Source organism: Corynebacterium sp. FDAARGOS 1242 (assembly GCF_016889985.1).
Taxonomy (GTDB): domain Bacteria; phylum Actinomycetota; class Actinomycetes; order Mycobacteriales; family Mycobacteriaceae; genus Corynebacterium; species Corynebacterium minutissimum_B.
Map to the genome: position 1 here is coordinate 2083963 of NZ_CP069568.1, position 20276 is coordinate 2104238.

Consider the following 20276-nt stretch of genomic DNA (forward strand, 5'->3'; position numbering starts at 1 on the left):
CTATGACACAACCTCCCCAGCATCCCTCCGGTTTCCAGCCCTCACACGTCCCGCCTCCACAGAATGGCCCGTATGGCCAGCAGAACTACTACGGCGCCCCGCAGCAGCCGCCGCAGCCGCAATCCAATGTTCTGGGGCTCATCGCCTTCATCACGGCGCTGCTCGGATGCGTGCTCACCTGCCTACCTTTCATGTTCTTCCTAGACTCGGTTGTGCCCGTCGCCGCCGTCACCCTGGCTCTTACTGGTTTGTTCATGAAAGACCAAAGGAACTTCTGGTCCATCATCGCGCTGTGCACCGCAGGGGTGGGAGTAGTCCTCGGTTTCATCATTAGGATTGCACTAACCGTCGGCTTGTTTGTGCTGTTTGAGGAGGGGGCCTCGTGGGAAGACACGTTCACGAGCTACTCGACGGAACAGGTCGAGCACACATAGGCGGGGCCCGGGCCCTAACTGACGGAGATTTCGCAGATTTCCCCGACGGTTTCAAGTGGCGGACGCATCTATGCAACCGGGAGCTCATCTAGTCTGGATTCTCTCCGCGCTTAGCACTCGGCCTCTCTACTTCATCGGTCTGGCTCCATTCTCTCCTACGAGGTCGCACTCAGCCTTTTGGCCCTTCAGGGGAGTTCACGATTACCCCTTTTTTCAGAATGATGTTTGCATATTGCGCCGTCTCACTGGTCATGATCGTCGCATGGGAGTGACTAGCTCGTCGGTAAAACTCAAATCGCTCTAGCAAGGCTTCTTCTGCAGGATCATGCCTACCAATTATCTCGCCATATGCCTGCCAAACAACTGGTGCTGTGTCTCCCGCAACGGGCTCCATCAGCGCGTACTGCCATTCGTGATATTGATCCAGAGGGAAGTACCTCATAATAGCCTCTAAAAGGTCGCATATCCGATGCCCATCAGCGCGAATGATCTGGCCACCCGCTCCCGAAAGTGGGTAGTGAGCATCTGCAATTGTTATCTCGTCACCATGTCCCATTTCTGCCAGTACCTTCAAAAGGTCAGGAGACAAGATGGGTGGAATCCCTTTAAGCATTGGTGGAGTCCTTCTCCTGGGCCTTTCGATCGATGCCGTGACGCATGGAATAGACACCGAAAGCACCGACAATCAAGAAGCAGACCAAGACAAAAATGAAAGCAAACTGCGGGTTTGTAGCGTCCTGCAAGCTTCCATGGACCAAAGGCGCAATGGCGCCGCCCACGATAGCCATGACCAAGCCCGAGGATGCAAACTTGGTGTCCTTGCCGACACCGGTAAGAGCAACTCCATAAATTGTCGGGAAAAGAAGCGAGATGCATCCAGATAGTGCTGCAATACAGAGGGCACCCACGACATTCCCTAGAAGAACTCCAACTAGGGACAACACCACTCCTGCGCCGCACATAATGGTCAAGAGCAATCGGCCGTCAAACTTGCCCATGAGCCAGACCATCACAAATCGCATTAGCAAGAAGGAAATCAGTGACAACTGCAACCACCTGTTGCGCGGGGGTATCTAGTAACACCGTGGTGACTATCCAGTAACGGGATGGTGAGTATCGAGTAACACTTTGGGAGAAGATTCTTCTGACCGCGTGACAAAAGGGCTCGCGGCATAATCAGAGGAGTCCGATCGTGACTGATTACCGGGCCGTGATGGATCTTGTCTTACAAGGCTGGTCCGTCCGTCAAATCTGCTCGACTGTGCGTTGCTCGCATACCACAGTTCAAAAGGCCCGCCAGGCAATGGCGGCACACCAGATCGCAACCGATGAACAACTCGCCGGTATCACCGACGAAGAAATGGCCACATGGTTTGTTGATGGTCGAAGTCTTGCCCAAGGAGATTTCGTGCCCATCGACTTCGACGCGGTGGCTAAAGCACGCACCGGCCGAAACAAAGTCACTCTCCAAGTCTTGTGGGGTCGCTACACCACCCAACCTGCTCGTCCGTCTCAGCGTTACTACAGCTACGAGCGGTTCCGCCAGCTTGTCGCCGAACACGTTGATGCCACAGGACTTACCGCACGCATTACGCATATCCCGGCACACACTATGCAAGTCGACTGGGCCGGTACCACGATGCGGCTGTTTGACCCGATTGATGCCCGGGGTACAAAAGTCAGTATTTTCGTGGCGTCACTGCCATATTCGGGAATGCTGTTTGCCTGTGCTTGCCCGAACCAGCGGCAAGCGGCGTGGCTGTGGGCACATATCCAAGCGTTTGAATACTTCGGTGGCGTTGCTGAAGTCATTGTGCCTGATAATGCTTCGACAGCGTCACACGCAATTGGTGCTGCTGACCGCAACCGGCAGGTTAATTCCACCTACGAGGAATTCCTCGAGCATTACAACACTGCCGCGCTGCCTGCTCGTGCTCGGCGTCCGAAGGACAAGGCGAACGTGGAAGCGGCTGTCAAGATCATCACCCAAAAAGTCATCCATACCCTCCACGGGCATCAATGCGTTGGGCTTGATGAACTCAATGCACGCATCCGCAGCCTAGTTGACGATATCAATGACGCGGTCCCGTTTCGTGGCACCTACACCAGCAGAAGAATGCTCTTTAATGAGTTTGAACGTGATGTGCTTGGCCAACTTCCCACAACACCGTGGCAGCATACCGAATGGAAACGTGCGAAAGTCGCCCCCAACTTCCACATCACCGTCAATACTGCTCACTATTCGGTGCCCTACCAGCTCGTCGGCCGGACTGTCGATGTACGTATCACTGGCAACGAAGTTACTGTCTTTGACGCTGGGCAGCGTGTTGCCACCCACCGGCTTGCCCAAGCCCGGGGGATCTATGTCACTGACGTGGATCATATTCCTGCCAACATGGCTGATACCACAGGGCTGTGGACCAGTGACTACTTCTACCGTGAAGCGGCCAAGATCGGGCCAGCGACCCAGAAAGTCATCGCAGAACTCATCAGCGCAAAGGCAATCCCTGCCCAGGCGTATCAGTCGTGTCGAAACGTACTAAATATGGGCAAGCACGCCAACAAGGCGATTTTGGAACAAGCCTGTGCCCGCTTGATCGCACCTGATGGCGCAAGGAGGGCCGTGTCGTATACCGCGGTGAAAAACATGATGGCTGCGGTACGCAAAGACCAATCCACCCGCCCGACAGGCCATGATCTTGCGCCAACAACACCGCCTGAAACACCACCAGCAGTTCACGCACGTGATACCCGCGGCGCGTATCTGGGTGGGTCTGCCCAGTTCAGCATGGAAAACCTTAGGAAGAAAGGACCTTCGAAGTCATGACACAGCCACAACCAGCATCAGCATCAGCACGCTTTCTAGATGAATCGGTCCTGCCGATCTTTACCGATCTGCGAATGACGGCCTTCGGGCGAACCGTGATTGATATTGCCGCAGATCCTGTCTTCGACTCGTGGAGTTTTTCCGACAAGGTGCTCTACGCACTCGATAAAGAAGTCGCGGCCAAGCGTGAGAGACGAGTCAACAAATTACTCAAAGCATCCCGATCGCCAAATCTCGATGCATGTATCGAAGACATCACCTACGCGCCCAGCCGCAACCTCAACAAAGAGCAAATCACCAGACTCGCTCACTGCCAATGGTGTCAAAAAGCGCAAAGCATTGTCATCCTCGGCAAATCATCCGTCGGCAAAACCTACCTGGCCCAAGCACTGCTTACCGCCGCGTGCAGAAACGACTACTCCGCCCGTTTCTTCCGCACAGACACACTAGCCAACCAGCTAATGGTGCTACGCCATAATGACACAGCACGCATGGAGTTTCTTCAAGACCTGCACCTGGCAGACGTCCTCGTTCTTGACGACTTCCTAACAACCCCGATTGATGCTGCCACAGCACACCAGCTGCTCAATATTCTTGCCGAACGCGAACACCGGGGATCAACGATCGTGACCTCCCAGTTCACGCCCGATGAGTGGTACAAATCCATCCCGGACGCTGTCATCGCCGAGTCAATCCTGAATCGACTCGTCGTTGGCGCTGAGATCATCACACTGGAAGGACCCAACATGCGCCTAGAAGCCAACGCAGAATAGTTGCTCATAGTCAACGCCCGGGTGTTACTCAATACTCACCCGGGCGTTACTGCTTGCTCACCACGGCGTTACTAAATCCGTGGTCCTAACAACCACCAGCCCGCATCTGATTTTGAAGCCCCCAGCGTGTATTGCACGTAAAATGGCAAGAACGTCCAAATGCAGGTCTGTGCTGCGATATTGAAGAACTGTGCGACAACGCCAAATCTGTACGTCTTATTCCGGATCAAGCGGCCGAAGACACCAGGCTCAACCCCTGAGAAATCGGTCTCCTCCATTCGCTGGTTTTTAGGGATTTTGACTACAGCAATCGCTACCGCGAGACTCAAATACAGAATTCCGAGAATGATGTACGGGACCATCACTTTTTCGAGTTCGCTAGATGTCTGAGCAAGCAACTCCTCCTCGCTCATCCCCTGCCTCGCCACAGCCTCGGAGATATGCGGAGCGACCAAGAGAGTTGCCATTAGGACACCAATGTTCGAACCGATTGGATTAAATGCCTGTGCAAAGTTCAATCGACGCGTTGCATTGTGTTCTGGCCCAAGGGACATTACAAAAGGGTTCGCTGAGGTCTCGACAATCGATAAACCGCCTGCTAAGACAAACAAAGCAAGCAGGAATGTACCAAATGTCATTAGTTCCGCTGCAGGAAAAAACAGGAAGGCTCCGGCAGCAGCTAGTGACATTCCAATAACCACGCCACCTTTGAAACCAAACTTGGAGTTAATGATTGCAGCAGGAATCGCCAGAAGGAAATACGCACCGAAATAGGCAAATTGCACCAACGCTGACTGAAATGCACTCATGTCGAAAACTGAGCTGAAGACATTAACCATCGGTGCAGTGAGGTCAGTGGAGATTCCCCAAGCCGCGAAACACGCAACAATCAGGGCAAACGGTAGCAGCAGACCGGGATAAACGAAACTGCTATTCACTCCATCCTGGTCTGTTTTGTTTAAGTTCACATCAGACATGTCCGTCACCCTTCTATCCAGAGAACTCATATTGTTTGACTGCTTCCAACTTCATCTGACAACTATTGCCGGGCGAGCGTGGTGCAACGTAGTTGCCGTTTCTGATCATCACCGGATCAATGAAGTGCTCATGTTGGTTATCGACGTACTCGATCATTCGGTTTTCCGTTGTGCCAGAGATGGCAACAAAGTCAAACATTGCGAAGTGCTGCACTGACTCGCAGAGCCCAACACCACCGGCGTGAGGACAAACGGGCGTGTCGAACTTTTTCGCCAAGAGATACTGGACAATCAGCTCCTGTGGACCGGCAACTCGGGCTGCATCAACTTGCATAACCCCAAACGCCTCTGCCTGAAGAAACTGTTTATAGAGAATTCTGCTCTGCATCTGTTCCCCCGTCGCTACAGGGATCGGGGCAATAGCCTTAGCAATGGTCGCGTGACCTAGCACGTCATCCGGACTCGTAGGTTCTTCGACCCATGCCAAGTCAAACTCGTGGAACTTATTGATCCACTCAATAGCGTCGGGAACATCCCAAACCTGGTTGGCATCGACCGCGAGTTTTACGTTGGGATCGATGGCCTTACGTACCAACGACAAACGACGAAGGTCATCATCCAGATTCTGCCCGACTTTAAGCTTGATTAGCGAGAATCCCATTTCTTCCGTTTCCCGCTTAGCAAGACTGAGCATCATTTCGTCGCTGTACCCGAGCCACCCAGCGGCGGTCGAATACCCTGGATAGCCTTCCTCGAGCAACTGCTGAATTCGGGTCTCCTTACCTTCTTGGCCTTGCCGCAGGATTTCCAAGGCCTCCTCAGGAGTAAGAGCATCGGAGAGGTAACGGAAATCCAGCGTTTCCACCAGCTCTTCTGGCTCCAGTTCCGCCAGAAGCAGCCACAATGGCTTGTTCGCTCTTTTTGCCTTGAGGTCCCAAAAGGCGGAAAGTATCGCACCAATTGCCATGTGAGCGACACCTTTCTCCGGCCCTAACCAACGGATTTGAGAATCATAAACAAGTTCCTTCCAAGCACTGCCCATTTTCTCTAGGTACGGCTCGATTTCCTTACCTAAAAACCTCTCGGCCAGCGTGTCAATAGCTTTAACAATGATGTCGTTGCCTCTTCCAATGGAAAAGACAAATCCGACACCTACTTCTCCCGCGTCTGTGTGCACTTCCAAATATGCGGATGAGTAGTCCGGATCTGGATTCATGGCGTCAGATCCCGACAAAGTTGCCGAAGTCGGAAATCTGAAATCATACGTCTTTAGGTCAGTAATTCGACTCATCGAACGAGGCCTCCGTGTGGTATTGACAACGCAATTATTCCGTACAGTAGAACCGTGTTCTGCTGTTATGGCAAATGTAGTAGCCATCACGTAGATGCGCAAGGGGTAATTTGCACCACATGGTTTTCTTTAGTTTCCCGCCCCCAGATTCGCCACTACCCGTGAGGTTCGTACACTTGTAGGTGTGAATAAATCCCTGACTGCAGCAGACAAGACACTGGTAGTCCTCGAGGCAGCCATCGCACACCCGCGATTCACTGATATCGTAAAGGCCACCGGCTTCCCGAAGGCCACCGTGCACCGCCTAATCCAGACGCTCTTGGACTACGAGTACATCGGACAAAGCGAAGTCGGCGATTATTTCCCCGGACCCACCCTGCTAAAGCTAGGTGGCACGGCGCTCAACAGTATCGATATCTCCCAAGCTGCCGAACCACATCTACGGCACCTAGTGGACCACACGGGCCTGACGGTACACCTTGGCGGGTTAGTAAAAACCGAAGCTATCTACCTTTCCAAGATTGAGGGGGTGGCGCCATATCACATCCCCTCAGGCGTTGGGCAATCCTTGATGCTGCACACCACTGCGATCGGTAAGTCAATCCTTGCTTTTCTACCCACGAACGATGTCGCAGAAGTAGCAGTAGCTGCCGGCTTACCGGCAAGAACGCCGAATTCAATTACCTCGCTCGCAGAGCTGCAGCAAGAGCTCAAGTACATAAAAAGCACGGGGTACTGCTTCGATAACGAAGAAAATGTCCCTGGAATCCGCTGCATTGGGGCCCCAGTTAAAGCACGGGACGGACATGTCAAATACGCAATCTCGATGACAGCCTTGGCGATGGAAAAAAGCATCCCTGACCTTGAGGAGTACGCACCACTCGTCTTGGAGGCTGCAGACGGGGTATCTCACGCTATCGGCGCTTCATAGCCTTCTCCGCAAAGGTTAGCTCTATTCTTGGATGTAAATCACTTGTTTTTGCAGAAGGGGTTTACATCACGTAAATCTGCGCTAAAGTTGACTCCACATGGAACCGTGTTCCATGTGGAGTCAACTTTGTTTACCGGAGGTAACGAGTATATGGAACTCAACCTAAACCGAAAGGTGGTCGCTGTTACAGGCGGCAAGAAGGGAATTGGCAAAGGCATCGTTCTTTCCTTAGCCAAGGAAGGCGCAATTCCCGTAGTTATAGACAGGAATCCAATTGATGAGGACTTCGAGTCCGCTCTCCACGCTGTATGCGAAGATTTTTCATACTTCACCATTGATCTCCGCGACACCGACAAGATCCAAAGTGTTGTTGATGAAGTCATCGGCAAATACGGTTCCCTATATGGAGTGGTAAATAATGCCGGCGCGAATGACAACCTTGGCCTAGAAGACACGTCATGGGAGCAGTTCGAGGAGTCGTTGCACGCAAACTTGACTCATTATTACGAGCTGGTGCGAGCTGCTCTTCCCCATTTGAAGAAATCTTCAGGCTCGATTCTGAACATTGGATCCAAGACTGCGCTAACCGGACAGGGCCACACTTCCGCATATGCAGCTGCGAAAGGCGCCATCCTGGGTTTAACTCGAGAATGGGCAGCTGCACTTGCAAAGGATAATGTGCGAAGCAATGCGATCATTGTCGCTGAAGCCTGGACGCCTCTCTATGAGAAGTGGATCACTAGCTTTGGCGACGAAGACGCCCAAAAAGCGCGACTCAACGAGATCACCCACAATATTCCGCTCGGAGCGCGGATGACTTCTGTGGAGGAGATTGCTGACACTGCAGTCTTCGTGCTCTCACCGCGTTCTTCGCACACAACCGGCCAATGGATTCATGTCGATGGCGGATATGTTCACTTAGACCGTGCTCTACAGCAATAGGGAGGTCGAGATTTGAGCGCCCTTGACATAATCGACAGTCACTTTCACCAGTGGAATCTAGAGAAACAAACGCTGCCCTGGTTAGAAACTGAACCCGCAGCACTTAAGCGCTCTTTCTCTGTTCATGAACTGATGCGCCAATATGAGCAGATAGACGACGTACGCCTAGTGGGGTTAGTCCACATCGAAGCTGACTGCGAAGATCCTCACGAGGAGCACCTATTAGTACGTCAACTAAAGACATTTATTCCGGCTTTTGGCATAGTCAGCCAGGCTAAACTCTCTGCTGAGATGGACATACTCGCTGATTCCAATGGTGTCCGCGAAGTTCTCCACACCCCGTCAGCAGAACCAGGGCGCTGCCTCGAGGAAAGCTTCCTTGCAGGATTAGAGTTGCTCTCTAATCACGGTTTGCCGTTCGATGCTGTAATTCGGCCACAAGAAATCCCTGACATTGCCCAAGCCTCCAGGCTGGTGCCGGACGCCTCAATAATTCTCAATCATGTTGGCAATATCTCTGCCCTCACCTCAGAAAACATGCAGAACCTTCGCGAGTTCGCGAATACGCCAAATACCTTTTGCAAATTGTCCGGCATTCCCGTTGATGAACCTGGTCTCGCTCATGAGATTCTTCAGTTTGTCAAAAATACTTTCGGTACTGACCGCTTATTGTTTGCGTCAAACTGGCCGGTAGGAGCAGTGAGGGAAGCCGTCGCTCAGCAGGTACAGCTTGTGCGGAATGTCTTTGGGGATGATCCGGCAGTGTTTAAGAACAATGCGTCCGCCATTTATCGTTTAGGAGTATAAGAATTGCAACCTGGAATCTATTGTCCTTCCATCACACCGCTAACTGCAGATGGAGAGTTCGACTTTGCAGCGTGGGAAGAACACCTTACCAATCTGGCTCAGGCTGGAGTCAATGGAATACTAATCTTCGGAAGTATTGGAGAGTTTTATAGCTTCTCCCCCGAAGAAAAAATTGAGGCGACCAAATTCGCGAAATCGTGCCTCGGCGATCGGACCCAGCTCCTTGTCGGGACTGGAACCAATAGCCTAGATGAAACCGCCCAGTTGACGCGAAAAGCAGGAGCTGCTGGTGCCGACGGGGCAGTTGTGGTTAGTCCGTACTACTTTGGCCCCACGGAAGAGCAGGCCGAACAGTATTTTACAGAGCTCGCGCGCGCCACTGATACACCAATAATCCTGTACAACTTTCCTGACCGCACGGGAACCGACCTGAGCCCCTCACTGGTCAGGCGACTGAACTCCGCGAATCCGAACATTGTCGGATTGAAGGACACGGTTGACTCTATCGCCCATAATCGACAAGAGATTAAAGCGACCGGCGATAACTTCGCAGTGCTTTCTGGTTTCGACGAATACTACATCTCGAACCGCGTTGCTGGAGGCGCAGGAGTTCTAAGCGGACTCACGAACGTAGTACCTGAGACTTTTGTGAAAATGCATCGCTCCTATGAAAACCAAGATTACGGCACTGCTTTGAATTGTGCCTCTGCAATTTCTCGTCTGATGGCAATCTACGAAGTCGGAAACTGGTTTATCCCCACAATTCAATACGCTACTCGGGCAAAGTCTGCGCTCAATTTCGAAGTAGGTACCCGAGCCCACCACATTCCGTTATCAGATAGCGAGAAGCAATTGATTGAAACTCTCGTATCTGAAATCTAGCTACCCAGAAAGAGCCATAATGAGCATCCAAAACTACGTCGGTGGAGAGTTCTCCTCTGCCGAAAACCAGATCCCTGTTCGCAACCCTTCCAATGGAGTGCTACTCGGTGAAGCCCCAGATTCCGAAGAACACGTAGTCTCCCTTGCAATTAAAGCTGCAAAGCAGGCGCAGCCGGACTGGGCGAAGCGCACCATGATTGATCGTGCCGGATTTCTAGTTAAGCTTGCGTCACTGATCCGTAGAGACTCGGAATCACTTGCCCAGTACCTCGTTGAGGAACAAGGTAAGACACAGAGCCTTGCAGCTACCGAGGTCGGTTTTTCGGCCGACTACCTGGACTACATGGCGGGCTTCGCGCGTCAGTTGGAGGGCGAAGTACTGCCATCAGATCGTCCCAACGAAGTCATTACTTTGACGTATAAACCCGTTGGCGTAGTGGGAGCAATCCTTCCTTGGAACTTCCCGTTCTTTTTGATTGTAAGAAAGCTTGCCCCCGCATTGCTCACCGGAAATACGGTTGTGATGAAGCCAAGTGAAGAGACGCCGCTCAACGCAGCCGCATTCTGCGTGCTTGTTGAAGAAGCAGGATTACCAGCTGGTGTCTTCAACATGGTTTTTGGGACTGGTGCAACTGTAGGCGCTGCGATCACATCATCTCCAGATGTGAATCTGATTTCGATGACAGGGTCTGTCAATACCGGCAAAAAGATCATGGCGGCTGCCGCGGAGAATCTCACGCGAGTAAACCTCGAGTTAGGCGGAAAAGCTCCTGCAATTGTTCTCGAGGACGCTGATTTGGATCTAGCAGCAGACGCGATCTGGAATTCGCGGGTCATCAATACCGGTCAAGTGTGTAACTGCGCTGAAGTCGTCCTAGTCCAAAAGGACGTGCACAAGGAATTCGTCTCGAAGTTGGTGGATAAGTTCGATTCCACAAGATACGGAGACACCAGTACAGATGCGGATCTTGACATGGGCCCATTAATTAACTCAGCTGCGCTTTCTAGGGTCGAAAAATTCGTCGAAGAAGCAGTTCAGGAAGGCGCCGATGTTCTTTGCGGCGGCGAGCGCGATCAGACGCTCCCCGAAGGCTACTTCTTCAAACCAACGATTCTTGACAACGTCAAGAAGGGAAGTGCGATTACCCGGCAGGAAGTATTCGGCCCGGTGCTGCCAATTGTCGTCGTAGACGACCTCGATGAAGCACTGGAATTCGCCAACACATCCGACTACGGATTAACTTCCTCGATCTATACCGAAAACCTGCATCACGCAATGAAAGCGTCGCGAGAGCTACAGTACGGAGAAACGTATATTAACCGCGAGAATTTCGAAGCGATGCAAGGATTTCATGCGGGCCGTAGAAATTCCGGAATCGGCGGAGCGGATGGCAAGCATGGCCTCCTAGAATACGTGGAAACTCACGTTGTCTACACTGAATCGAAATTGTAGGCCCCCTACGCTTCTGCCAGCAGTTCGGACCGCTCCCCTCGGTCCTTCACCAGCGCTTCTTAGGCAAGAGAGTTGGCGAGGTGGAGCAAGGGTTCTCCTACTAGAGAACGGTGTCGCTGTCAGTCTAGGAATGGTCAGCACGGCGGCAAGTTACCGCGTTCTACCCCATGAGTGCCAGATGCGGATTTTAGTACCTGTGTTCTGCGTAGTTGGTACTTAACCGGCCGAGTATTTTAGTCATCTGGGCCTTCTGGGCCGGAGACCTTGCGCATGTCGAAGTCTCCGACATTGATTCAGTGGCCATCGTTGAGACAGCTTACGTGCAATGCGGCTCCGCCCCTGTCTGGCAGTGTTTCGACACAAGAGGCAGCAGCTATTCGCGAGGCGATGAGTGATGGGAACCGACCGGCACGATCGAAAATGTTCGTGAGTACCCCACCGTCGAATTGCGGTGCCGCCAGCTTAAACTATAAAAGAAGTCCCAATGCACTACCCGATACACAGAACCTCGGTACGTACCAACCGCCCCAAATCGAAACATAAGAATGATATGAATAAACTTCATGCCCTTAAGGAATCGACTTTAGTCCCCTGATCGACAAGGGCATCCAACACATTCAAGACCTACGCAACGGACACCCCAGAAGAGTCCTCGACTGATACGCCCCAGAAGAGAGAATCCAAAACTATTCAAGTGATACATCCATCACTTGAAACCGCCTACGGCGCGGAGGCAAAGTTTTGGCGTTTAGGCGCGTTCTTCGTCTGACTCTTCTGCCGTCTCGTCCTGCGCCTGCCGCGCGTTATCGGAAATCTCCCGCGCCTTGTACTCAAGGCGTTTCTGCGCGCGGGCCTGGGCGCGTGAGGACGCATCTGAGCGTGGCGGGGCTTGGATGAAGCGTTCCGAGTGCATCCCTAGTTGCAGCTCCTTTGCACGCAGCACCTCGGCATCAATCTTGATGCCCACAATGAGGGACGTATTCATCAACCAGATGGCCATGAAGAGAGCCAGGATGGTACTCAACGCGCCATAAGCACTTGCTCCAGCAAGATACATGATGTAGAGGCCGAACAAACCCCAGACCCCAACGGTGCCCACGAGCGCTACCACGGAACCGTAAGTAATCCAGCGAAAGCGACTCGGCCGCACATTAGGGCTGAAGTGGTAGAGCACTGCAATCAGCGTGAGGACCACGACCACCGTGACGGGGAAGCGCAGCCAATTCCACACGGGGAGGAAGGCCTGCACCAGGTAGGTAGCGGCATCTTCAAGGCCGACCTGGCGGGCTAAGGGGTAGATGGCCTCGCTAATGACGGTGTCACGCAGCAAATTGGCAAAGAGCACGATGACCGCGCCAATGACAATGATGGCGGTCAGCCCCCACATCAGCGACCACGTGCGGATGATGCCGCGACCTTCTACCCGTCCGTACACGGTATTGGCTGTGCGTGCGAAGGCCCGCACATATGCCGAAGCAGAAAACAGGGAGATGGCCAACGACCCGATCAAGGCGAAGGTACCTTGGGCGCTTGAACCAATAATCGCGCTGACAACGACATTCGCTTCCTCAGAGAAGGAGCTGGGGATGTACTGTTCAATGAACTGCGAGGTCAGCTGCTCTACTTCCTCCCTGCGGGAGGAAAAGATAAGAGTAGCGATGGAGTAGGCCGCCAGCACCGTGGGCGCAAACGCCATGAGCGTGAAGTACGTCATTCCGGCGGCGCGGTCCATGAAGGCATCGTGGAAGAAGTCATTCCACGTGCGGCGCACAACTAGTCCCCAACTCTCCCGGCGAAGGCGGTTGCCTTTGGCAAAAGGATCGCGGGCATCATCGTGCCCCTCAACCTCGAGGATGCTCGAGCTCTTCCACGGCACGATGGTCTCTGGTCTTTCGACCGGGATGGCGTTGCCCCCAATCTCCTCGTCGCTCATATCTGTCCAGCGTATGCGGTACAGCCCGCGTTCAGGGGCAGGACACTCGGGCCTCGGTCCAGCCCGTGGTTACACTGGGGAGACATGACTGAGAACAAGATCAATGTGAAGTCCTTCGAGCTCGACCACCGGCTTGTCGACGCCCCCTATATCCGCGTCGCCGACCGCACCGACCTGGGCGGCGGGGTCGAAATTATTAAGTATGACCTGCGCTTCTGCCAGCCCAACAAGGCACATCTTGGCACCGAGGCTCTGCACTCGGTCGAGCACATGATGGCCAACTTCATGCGCAACTACACCGACAAGCTCATTGGCTTTGCCCCGATGGGTTGCCGTACCGGTTTTTATGCCATCACCAATGGCATGGAGCAAGATGAGCTACTCCGCGCGGTCGAGGGCGCGCTCAATGACATCCTTAACGCCACCGAGGTTCCCGCCGCCAACGAGGTGCAGTGCGGCTGGGGCGCCCACCACTCGCTCGAGGGCGCACAGGAGGCTGCGCGCGATTTCCTGGCGGCCAAGGATGAGTGGCTCAACGTCATGACCTAAGCGCTAGTGCTCAAGGCGTCGGATCTGGGTACGGGCGACAAACAGCCCGGTGACGCCGAGCCCCAAGACACTCGCCATCAAGGTGCAGCGCGCTGCGCTGAACTCCGCGAACAGGCCTGGGACTAACAGGATCGCCACCGCGCAGAGAAGGGCCGAGACAAAGAGGAGGATGGCGAAAAGTACGTCTTTGGGGATGTACATGTTTTGTCCTTTCTGGGCACCTAGTGTCTGCCGGCGGCGGGCTAGTAATTCAACGCCATTTTAAATCTTTTTTACTTATATTTCTACCCCTAGCCAGATGGGTTCTGGCTCCAGCGTTACGCCGAAGGCCTTCTGAACCCCAGCGCGGATTTCGCGGGCAAGGGCGACGATGTCTTCTGCGGTGGCCTCACCGCGGTTGGTCAGGGCCAGGGTGTGCTTGGTGGACAGGGTTGCCCGCGCACCGGACTGTTGGCCCGGGTACCCCTTGGCAAAGCCGGCGCGTTCGATGAGCCAGGCAGCGGAGAGTTTTTCCTTTCCTTCTCCTGACGCGGTGGTTTCACCCACCGCGTGGCGGGGCATGCGGTCAGCATCCTCATCGCCGCGGGCGGCGCGGACGGCTTCTTGGATGGAATCGGCGAGCTGCGGTTCCACGATGGGGTTGGTGAAGAAGGAACCAGCTGACCAGGTGTCATGGTCTTCTGGATCGAGCACCATACCCTTGCCGCGGCGCAGCGCCAGCACCTCCTCGCGGACTTCGGCGACGGGGCGGCGCTCCCCGGGGTTCTGGGTGAGTTGGCCAAAGCGCAGGGGCTTCGACAGTCCATCGGTGGTCAGCCGGAGCTCAATAGCCAGCACCACTCCACGTCCGGTGAACTTGAGGTTGGAGTAGCGATAGGCCAGGTCCAGGTCCGCGGCGGGTACCCACGATGCGGTGCGGGTAGCGCGCTCGTAGAGGTAGACCTGCGTGAGGACGTCAGAGGTCTCAGCGCCGTATGCGCCCACGTTCTGCACCGGCACGGCGCCGGCGTTGCCCGGGACCCCGGAAAGGCACTCAATGCCGCCCAAGCCGCACTCGGCGGACAGGGCCACGACGTCATCCCACACTGCACCGGCATCGGCACGGACAATTCCATCCGCCACGGAGGCATCGATGTCCTCAAAGTCGAGGATGACCACCACGACATCGAGCTGACCTTCGGCAACGACGAGGTTGGAGCCGCCGCCGACGACGAGGTAGTCCTGGGAGGCGTCGTCAAGCACTGCTAATGCCGCGATAGCGGCCTCAGCGCTGGCACACCGCACCGTCACCAGCGGGGCACCGCCAATGCGCAGAGTGGTGAGATCGGCGAAGGTGGTCTCGGAATCGAGAGTGACACCGTCTAGTTCAGCGAGAGTCATGAATTTATCTAGCACGTCTACCAAGGTAGTCTGTAACTCATGTCAACCCGTAGCGAAAACACCGTTATCATCAACCAGCCCATCGATAAGGTGCACAAGGCACTGACCACTCAGGAGTACTGGGACTTCATCGTGGCCAAGCTGTCCCCGGAACCGGGTACCGTGCACGAGTTCACCGGCAACACCGCCGTGCTCTACGAAATTCTGCCGACGTCCCTCCTGCCGGAGGCTGTCCGCGCTATGGTCTCCCAGGACCTCAAGGAAAAGCGCACCGTGACCATCGGCGAGGTTGTCGATGATCAGATGTCCGTCTCCTTCACCGCTGACGTCAAGGGCACCCCAGTCGACTTCAAGGGTGACATCACCTACAAGGGCCAGGGCGAGTCCACCGCTCTGGATTACGTCTCTGAGGTTTCCGTCAACATCCCGATGATGGGCGCTGCCATCGAGCCGAAGGTCGCTGAGGCTCTGCAGGAGCTCTACACCAACGAGGGCAAGCTCACCGAAGAGTGGATCTCCAACAACCTCTAAACGTGTAACCCCTTCCGTTACTGTCATGGCCGATCACGCGCATAACCTGCGAGCACAGGAAAGCGCTGGTCGGCCTTTTGGCGTGGTTACCCGGGGTACTACCAACCCCAATCGTCTGCGCCGCTGTGACCGCTGGATGGTGGCACACCCGGAGATTTCTTCCCTGCTGCGCTCCACGGATGAGCCGCTGGCGCTCGACGTGGGCTACGGTGCCTCACATACCACCACGGTGGAGTGGGCCGGCTGGCTGCGCAGTGTTAATCCCCGCACGCGCGTGACGGGACTGGAGATTTCCCCGGAGCGCGTGCTGCCGCCGCGCGATGGCGTGACCTTTGAGCTCGGCGGCTTCGAGCTGGCCGGCTACCGCCCGCAGCTGGTGCGCGCCTTCAACGTGCTGCGCCAGTATGACGTGGACCAGGTAGAAAAAGCCTGGGATACGGTGACCTCGCGCCTAGCGCCCGGCGGGTTCTTCGTGGAGGGAACCTGCGATGAGTTGGGGCGCAGGGCCGCCTGGGTGCTTCTCGACGTCTCAGGTCCCCTCTCCCTGACTCTCGCTTGGGATCCGTTCGACGTGGAGCGCCCCAGCGATATTGCGGAGCGCCTGCCCAAAATCCTTATTCACAAGAATGTACCCGGCGAGCCGATCCATGATCTTTTGCAGGCGGCTGATGACGCCTGGGACCGCGCCGCTGGCTGGGCTCCCTACGGCCCGCGGGTGCGCTGGCGCATGGCTCGCGAGCAGCTCCAGGGCACCATTCCTCTCCACCCGGTCCATCGCCGCCTGCGGGATAACGTGCTCACAGTGGATTGGGACGTTGTAGTTGGCGGACTTTAAGCCAGTGCGCCACACTAGTAGTCATGGCTTCTTCTAAATCTCCCGCCGCAACGGCCTGGAAAATCTTCATCGGCGTGCTCGTGGCACTCCTGCTCATCATCTTGGTGGCAGAGCTCGGCCTGCGCTGGTTCCTGGGCACCCAGATGAAAGACCAGTTCGTGCAATCCGCCAAGGAGCAGGGCGTGGAGACCTCAGAAGAACCCGAGGTGAGCTTCGGCGCTAGCCCCATGGTCTTCGGCATGCTCAACGGCAAGATTCCGCAGATGGACATGAAGACCCCGTCCACGTTGAAGATTGAGGGCACCACCATCACTGGCCAGCCGGCCGCCGATATCCACGTGGAGGACATGACCTTGTCCAAGGAGCCGGTGGCGGGCACGCTGCGTGCTTCAACCACGGTGCCGGATCAATTCCTGCTTGCAAGCTTCCAGAAGGCCATTGCGGACCAGTCCGGCTATGACGCTGTGGGCAATCTCGTCGTCACCGCCATCACCGCCAACGACGCCGAGGATGACCTCAACGTCGAATTCGCCGGCGGCTTGGCCACGCTCGCCCTTAAGCCGGAGGTCCGCGACGGCAAGCTTGCCATCAACGCAGAAAATGCATCCCTCTTCGGCTTTGATCTCCCCGGTCAGGCCACAGATGCTATCTCCAATGCCCTGGCAGAAGGCATGGAAGAACAGCTCGCTGGCCAGCAGCTCACCTTCGAATCCGTCGACGTTGGCGCTGGCGAGGTCACCCTCACGATGATTGGACACGACGTGCCGATGAGCGAGCTCGATGCCGCCACTGCGCCGGCACCAGCGTCCACTCCCGCGGGCTAAAGACGCTCAATGGGAAGCTGGGTATCCAGCTTGGGCAAGGTGTCGTCGTCTGACACGACGAGGCACTGATACCCCGCCTGCTCAGCGGTTCGCGCGAGGTCCTCATAGGACAGGGCTGGGTCCGCGGAAAGAATCAGGCCCAAGCGCACGGGCAGCGGGCAAGCCTCGCGAAGGGTGACGAGCTCGGAGAGCAACGAGGTGACGTCACCAAGCACAGCATCCACCGCAACCCACACCTCCGCCGCACCTGACTGCACCGCGAGGCGCGCCTCTGCGGCCTTGACCAAGGAGTGGTGGCGCCCGGTGGGGTAGCCAGCAACAGAAATGATGTGCTCGGCCTCAGCGGCCGCCATGACATGATGCGGCGAGACAACCACGCGCTGGCCGGGCGACTGTGCACGTACCTCCTCAAGGGAGGCCTGAAGAAGACTGCGCATTAGTAGGAGTAATCGCCGTTGATGATGGCCTTGAGCTGTGGGCGCACATCGAACCAGTACACGCCGGTGATGATCGCGCCAATCCAGCTAACAAAGGGCAACGGCAAGTTCATGAGCAGCGCCGATCCTCCCAAAAGGGCTACCCATACCCACTTGTTCTGGCGGTCACCAGCACGGAAGGCATCCTCCCGCGTCAAGGCCGCCAAGACGGCACCGATGAGGGCAAAGATGGACACCGCCATGAAAATGTAGTGCGGTATCCACGCAATGATGTCAAGAAAAGTGTGCATTAATTAGTTCTCGTCGACGATTTCGCCGTCAATAATGTTGTCGTTCTGCTTCGGGGCGTACGGATTACGTGGGCCCTGCGGCTCTTGCGTCCCAGGGCGCTCAGCGCGCTGATCCTTGGCGTTGTTGATAGCTCCCTGCACGCCGTCACGGGTTTCGTTAAAGGCGGTGTTGAAATCCTCACGGGCCTTCACGAAGGACTCCGAGTTGCGGGTCCCCCGTGCTGCGGAGGAGACCGATTCACCCAAGTCCTTCGCGGTGGAGGTCACGCGGTCAATAAAAGATTCTTCCTTCGCAGTGCCATCACCCATGCCTGAGGCATCAGCCGCGCGGGCAATGCGGTCTGCCTGCGCGCTTTGTGCTTGGCGCTGGCGTTCCTCCTTGAAGCGGCCGCCGAAGTCTTTGGCCACATCAAAAGCAGAGCTGCCGGCCTTCTTGATTGAGTCAAATACGGACATGGTCATAACTCCTTGTTAGATACCAAAAAGCAGATGGTTCACAGTGTAGATAACCAGTCCAGCAAGCGCACCCACAACCGTGCCGTTGAGGCGAATAAACTGCAGGTCCTTGCCCACCATGAGCTCAATATTCTGGGAGGCTTCCTCCGCATCCCAACGCTTGATGGTTTCCGGAATAATCGCGATAATCTCCGGCGCGAATTTCTCCACTGCGTAGCGCGCGGCCTTATCGACCAGCTCGTTGGCTTGGGCTAGGAACTCGGAATCCTCCAACAGGCGGTGCGCCAGTTCCTTCACCTTGGCGGTGATCTTCTGGCGCAGGAAGGACTCCGGGTCGGTGAGTTGCTCAATGAGCGTGGAGGAGACCGTCGCCCGCATCGCAGCCGGTGCCTTCTGTGCCTGCTCGGAGGCCAGCATCTCCTGCTTAATGCCCTCAATGCGCCCGCGCATGTCCTCGTCCCACTGCAGGTCCGAAGCCAGCTTGGACAGGTTGCGGCGAATGGCTAGGCGGGCCTCGTGGTTGCCGTTGCGGCGAACCTCATCGGCGAATTCCACGAGTTCAGCGTAGACCTTCTCCCCCACCATCTCGCGGGCAAAGCGCGGCGCCCAGCTGGGCATGCGCTCATCAATGGCAGTGACCACTGTGGATTCCATGCCAAGAATCTTGCCGTGTGCCCACTCAATGAGGTCATCCTCCAGCGGCCGCGCCTTGCCGTCCGCAATGTAGCCTTCCAGCAGCCTACCCAGCGGCGGCCCCCACTCGGGTTCTGCCAGACGGTCCATCACTTGGGTCTTAATGAAGTGCTCCGCCTCCGCCGCATCCAAATCCGATACGACACTGGCCGCACGCTGCCCAATCCATGCGGAGACCTCCTCGGCCTTGCCTGGCTCCACGCCCTGGTGCGCCAGCCACAGCGGTATCTCTGCCTCCCGCACCTTGGCGCTGAGTGCATCCGCGGTGAGGAAGTTCTCCTCCACGAAGTCCTTGAGCGCATCACCCACGCGGTCCTTGTTGTTCGGGATGAGCGCCGTGTGCGGGATGGGTAGGCCCATCGGACGGCGGAACAGGGCGGTCACGGCGAACCAGTCCGCCAGTCCACCGACCATGCCTGCCTCCGCCGCTGCGCGTACGTAGCCCACCCAGACGGGAGCCCCGCTTGCCGACGCCTGCCACCACGAGCACCCCAAAAAGATCACCGCCGCACCAATCAGGAAGGACAGCGCAATCGCCTTCCAACGGCGCAGGTCCGCCCGGCGGGCCTCCTGGTTTCCTGGCTGCGGCACAAACGACGTCTGCGACGCCGACGTTTCCTGCGCCGGCTCAAGCCCTGCGTCTGCGCGGTGCGTCATGGGTGGTTCTCCTTAGTGTTTCGAAGACGGAGTGAAGCTTCGCCCTATAACACTAGTGTGCCTGCCGGACACGCTCGATAAGCTATCGCTGCCGGCCTTGCTCTGCATGCAGATTTACGACGTGCATCGAACGCCTACTCCGAAGCGCGCTCGCATAAATGCCAGCTATGAATGCCCTGTGCCCCGGTTCTACATGGCCCCTTGTTGTTCCCCAAGGGGGTTCGGAACCAATCTAGAAATAGACCAACGTCTACTCTGTGCAATTTCTCCTTGCTCCTTGCGGAAGCGGCCGATAAGCTTAAAGCGAAATGATTAATAAGGAGAAAGCCATGGCTTGCTCGTTATCAGTTGAAAAGCTTGCCGAGTCCACTGTG

The 20276-nt window shown here is 55.8% G+C and carries 23 protein-coding genes; 12 read left to right on the top strand and 11 right to left on the bottom strand.

Annotated elements, in window-relative coordinates; genetic code table 11:
- The first annotated feature begins 2 nt into the window (after positions 1-2).
- Positions 3-434, top strand: a complete 432-nt coding sequence (locus I6J72_RS09965) for a hypothetical protein (protein ID WP_204099070.1) — start codon at positions 3-5, stop codon at positions 432-434.
- 169 nt (positions 435-603) lie between these two features.
- Here the strand turns inward: I6J72_RS09965 and I6J72_RS09970 are convergent, their stop codons facing one another.
- Positions 604-1047, bottom strand: a complete 444-nt coding sequence (locus tag I6J72_RS09970) for an RbsD/FucU family protein (protein ID WP_204099071.1) — start codon at positions 1045-1047, stop codon at positions 604-606.
- Positions 1040-1456 carry a hypothetical protein gene (locus tag I6J72_RS09975; RefSeq protein WP_204099072.1) on the bottom strand — a complete coding sequence of 139 codons (417 nt, stop codon included), beginning with the start codon at positions 1454-1456 and terminating at the stop codon, positions 1040-1042. Before I6J72_RS09975 ends, I6J72_RS09970 begins: the two co-directional genes overlap by 8 nt.
- Before the next feature lie 170 nt (positions 1457-1626).
- Here I6J72_RS09975 and istA point away from each other — a divergent pair, with 170 nt between their 5' ends.
- Positions 1627-3261, top strand: coding sequence for an IS21 family transposase (gene istA / locus I6J72_RS09980; RefSeq protein ID WP_204098642.1), 1635 nt, complete (start codon positions 1627-1629; stop codon positions 3259-3261).
- Complete coding sequence (locus I6J72_RS09985) at positions 3258-4034, top strand: ATP-binding protein (protein ID WP_204098643.1); 777 nt, start codon at positions 3258-3260, stop codon at positions 4032-4034. Before istA ends, I6J72_RS09985 begins: the two co-directional genes overlap by 4 nt.
- A gap of 71 nt (positions 4035-4105) precedes the next feature.
- Here the strand turns inward: I6J72_RS09985 and I6J72_RS09990 are convergent, their stop codons facing one another.
- Both I6J72_RS09990 and I6J72_RS09995 read right to left on the bottom strand, forming a co-directional pair.
- Entirely contained in the window at positions 4106-5011 is a 906-nt protein-coding gene (locus I6J72_RS09990) for an MFS transporter (protein ID WP_239107315.1), read from the bottom strand.
- Positions 5012-5024: 13 nt separating this feature from the next.
- Positions 5025-6227 (bottom strand): enolase C-terminal domain-like protein, encoded by a 1203-nt coding sequence (locus I6J72_RS09995; protein WP_204099073.1) that lies wholly within the window; start codon positions 6225-6227, stop codon positions 5025-5027.
- Between the two features lie 259 nt (positions 6228-6486).
- Here I6J72_RS09995 and I6J72_RS10000 point away from each other — a divergent pair, with 259 nt between their 5' ends.
- The 5 genes from I6J72_RS10000 to aldA all read left to right on the top strand — a co-directional run bounded on the left by I6J72_RS10000 (position 6487) and on the right by aldA (position 11317).
- Positions 6487-7233 carry an IclR family transcriptional regulator gene (locus I6J72_RS10000; RefSeq protein WP_204099074.1) on the top strand — a complete coding sequence of 249 codons (747 nt, stop codon included), beginning with the start codon at positions 6487-6489 and terminating at the stop codon, positions 7231-7233.
- A gap of 150 nt (positions 7234-7383) precedes the next feature.
- A complete protein-coding gene (locus I6J72_RS10005) occupies positions 7384-8175 on the top strand; it encodes an SDR family oxidoreductase (protein WP_204099075.1) in 792 nt (263 codons plus the stop codon).
- 12 nt (positions 8176-8187) lie between these two features.
- Positions 8188-8982: an amidohydrolase gene (locus tag I6J72_RS10010; protein ID WP_204099076.1), complete on the top strand. Its 795-nt coding sequence runs from the start codon at positions 8188-8190 to the stop codon at positions 8980-8982.
- A 3-nt stretch (positions 8983-8985) separates the two neighbouring features.
- Positions 8986-9864, top strand: coding sequence for a dihydrodipicolinate synthase family protein (locus I6J72_RS10015; protein ID WP_204099077.1), 879 nt, complete (start codon positions 8986-8988; stop codon positions 9862-9864).
- Positions 9865-9883: 19 nt separating this feature from the next.
- Positions 9884-11317 carry an aldehyde dehydrogenase gene (aldA, locus tag I6J72_RS10020; RefSeq protein WP_204099078.1) on the top strand — a complete coding sequence of 478 codons (1434 nt, stop codon included), beginning with the start codon at positions 9884-9886 and terminating at the stop codon, positions 11315-11317.
- Between the two features lie 748 nt (positions 11318-12065).
- On the opposite strand, the gene I6J72_RS10025 is transcribed toward aldA, so the two are convergent.
- Positions 12066-13250 (bottom strand): YihY/virulence factor BrkB family protein, encoded by a 1185-nt coding sequence (locus tag I6J72_RS10025; RefSeq protein ID WP_239107317.1) that lies wholly within the window; start codon positions 13248-13250, stop codon positions 12066-12068.
- Positions 13251-13334: 84 nt separating this feature from the next.
- Here I6J72_RS10025 and I6J72_RS10030 point away from each other — a divergent pair, with 84 nt between their 5' ends.
- The gene (locus tag I6J72_RS10030; protein ID WP_204099079.1) at positions 13335-13799 is read left to right on the top strand and encodes an S-ribosylhomocysteine lyase; all 465 of its coding nucleotides are present in this window, start codon (positions 13335-13337) and stop codon (positions 13797-13799) included.
- Positions 13800-13802: 3 nt separating this feature from the next.
- Here the strand turns inward: I6J72_RS10030 and I6J72_RS10035 are convergent, their stop codons facing one another.
- Positions 13803-14000, bottom strand: a complete 198-nt coding sequence (locus I6J72_RS10035; protein WP_070669625.1) for a hypothetical protein — start codon at positions 13998-14000, stop codon at positions 13803-13805.
- 75 nt (positions 14001-14075) lie between these two features.
- Positions 14076-15194 carry a UDP-N-acetylmuramate dehydrogenase gene (locus I6J72_RS10040; protein WP_370552139.1) on the bottom strand — a complete coding sequence of 373 codons (1119 nt, stop codon included), beginning with the start codon at positions 15192-15194 and terminating at the stop codon, positions 14076-14078.
- 24 nt (positions 15195-15218) lie between these two features.
- Between I6J72_RS10040 and I6J72_RS10045 the strand changes: the two genes are divergently transcribed.
- From I6J72_RS10045 to I6J72_RS10055, 3 genes are read left to right on the top strand one after another with little or no spacing between them, the layout of a single operon-like run.
- On the top strand, positions 15219-15710 hold the full coding sequence (locus I6J72_RS10045; RefSeq protein WP_070669629.1) for a DUF2505 domain-containing protein: 492 nt from the start codon (positions 15219-15221) through the stop codon (positions 15708-15710).
- Positions 15711-15735: 25 nt separating this feature from the next.
- The gene (locus I6J72_RS10050; protein ID WP_204099080.1) at positions 15736-16545 is read left to right on the top strand and encodes a class I SAM-dependent methyltransferase; all 810 of its coding nucleotides are present in this window, start codon (positions 15736-15738) and stop codon (positions 16543-16545) included.
- A gap of 23 nt (positions 16546-16568) precedes the next feature.
- On the top strand, positions 16569-17369 hold the full coding sequence (locus I6J72_RS10055; protein ID WP_204099081.1) for a DUF2993 domain-containing protein: 801 nt from the start codon (positions 16569-16571) through the stop codon (positions 17367-17369).
- On the opposite strand, the gene I6J72_RS10060 is transcribed toward I6J72_RS10055, so the two are convergent.
- The 4 genes from I6J72_RS10060 to I6J72_RS10075 are packed head-to-tail and all read right to left on the bottom strand — an operon-like array spanning position 17366 to position 19902.
- The gene (locus I6J72_RS10060; protein ID WP_204099082.1) at positions 17366-17806 is read right to left on the bottom strand and encodes a deoxyribose-phosphate aldolase; all 441 of its coding nucleotides are present in this window, start codon (positions 17804-17806) and stop codon (positions 17366-17368) included. The two genes, I6J72_RS10055 and I6J72_RS10060, sit on opposite strands and share 4 nt — an antisense overlap.
- A complete protein-coding gene (locus I6J72_RS10065) occupies positions 17806-18048 on the bottom strand; it encodes a DUF2516 family protein (protein WP_370552171.1) in 243 nt (80 codons plus the stop codon). Before I6J72_RS10065 ends, I6J72_RS10060 begins: the two co-directional genes overlap by 1 nt.
- 51 nt (positions 18049-18099) lie before the next feature.
- Complete coding sequence (locus I6J72_RS10070; RefSeq protein ID WP_204099084.1) at positions 18100-18552, bottom strand: CGLAU_01105 family protein; 453 nt, start codon at positions 18550-18552, stop codon at positions 18100-18102.
- A gap of 15 nt (positions 18553-18567) precedes the next feature.
- Positions 18568-19902 carry a DUF445 domain-containing protein gene (locus tag I6J72_RS10075; RefSeq protein ID WP_204099085.1) on the bottom strand — a complete coding sequence of 445 codons (1335 nt, stop codon included), beginning with the start codon at positions 19900-19902 and terminating at the stop codon, positions 18568-18570.
- Between the last annotated feature and the right edge of the window lie 374 nt (positions 19903-20276).

Coding starts and splice junctions, on each gene's coding strand:
- I6J72_RS10030 (WP_204099079.1), top strand. CDS start 13,335: ATGACTGAGAACAAGATCAATGTGAAGTCCTTCGAGCTCGACCACCGG.
- I6J72_RS10045 (WP_070669629.1), top strand. CDS start 15,219: ATGTCAACCCGTAGCGAAAACACCGTTATCATCAACCAGCCCATCGAT.
- I6J72_RS10055 (WP_204099081.1), top strand. CDS start 16,569: ATGGCTTCTTCTAAATCTCCCGCCGCAACGGCCTGGAAAATCTTCATC.
- I6J72_RS09970 (WP_204099071.1), bottom strand. CDS start 1,047: ATGCTTAAAGGGATTCCACCCATCTTGTCTCCTGACCTTTTGAAGGTA.
- I6J72_RS10060 (WP_204099082.1), bottom strand. CDS start 17,806: ATGCGCAGTCTTCTTCAGGCCTCCCTTGAGGAGGTACGTGCACAGTCG.
- I6J72_RS09975 (WP_204099072.1), bottom strand. CDS start 1,456: ATGCGATTTGTGATGGTCTGGCTCATGGGCAAGTTTGACGGCCGATTG.
- I6J72_RS10050 (WP_204099080.1), top strand. CDS start 15,736: ATGGCCGATCACGCGCATAACCTGCGAGCACAGGAAAGCGCTGGTCGG.
- I6J72_RS10035 (WP_070669625.1), bottom strand. CDS start 14,000: ATGTACATCCCCAAAGACGTACTTTTCGCCATCCTCCTCTTTGTCTCG.
- I6J72_RS10005 (WP_204099075.1), top strand. CDS start 7,384: ATGGAACTCAACCTAAACCGAAAGGTGGTCGCTGTTACAGGCGGCAAG.
- I6J72_RS09985 (WP_204098643.1), top strand. CDS start 3,258: ATGACACAGCCACAACCAGCATCAGCATCAGCACGCTTTCTAGATGAA.
- I6J72_RS09990 (WP_239107315.1), bottom strand. CDS start 5,011: ATGTCTGATGTGAACTTAAACAAAACAGACCAGGATGGAGTGAATAGC.
- aldA (WP_204099078.1), top strand. CDS start 9,884: ATGAGCATCCAAAACTACGTCGGTGGAGAGTTCTCCTCTGCCGAAAAC.
- I6J72_RS10065 (WP_370552171.1), bottom strand. CDS start 18,048: ATGGCGGTGTCCATCTTTGCCCTCATCGGTGCCGTCTTGGCGGCCTTG.
- I6J72_RS10025 (WP_239107317.1), bottom strand. CDS start 13,250: ATGAGCGACGAGGAGATTGGGGGCAACGCCATCCCGGTCGAAAGACCA.
- I6J72_RS09995 (WP_204099073.1), bottom strand. CDS start 6,227: ATGAATCCAGATCCGGACTACTCATCCGCATATTTGGAAGTGCACACA.
- I6J72_RS10075 (WP_204099085.1), bottom strand. CDS start 19,902: ATGACGCACCGCGCAGACGCAGGGCTTGAGCCGGCGCAGGAAACGTCG.
- I6J72_RS10070 (WP_204099084.1), bottom strand. CDS start 18,552: ATGTCCGTATTTGACTCAATCAAGAAGGCCGGCAGCTCTGCTTTTGAT.
- I6J72_RS09965 (WP_204099070.1), top strand. CDS start 3: ATGACACAACCTCCCCAGCATCCCTCCGGTTTCCAGCCCTCACACGTC.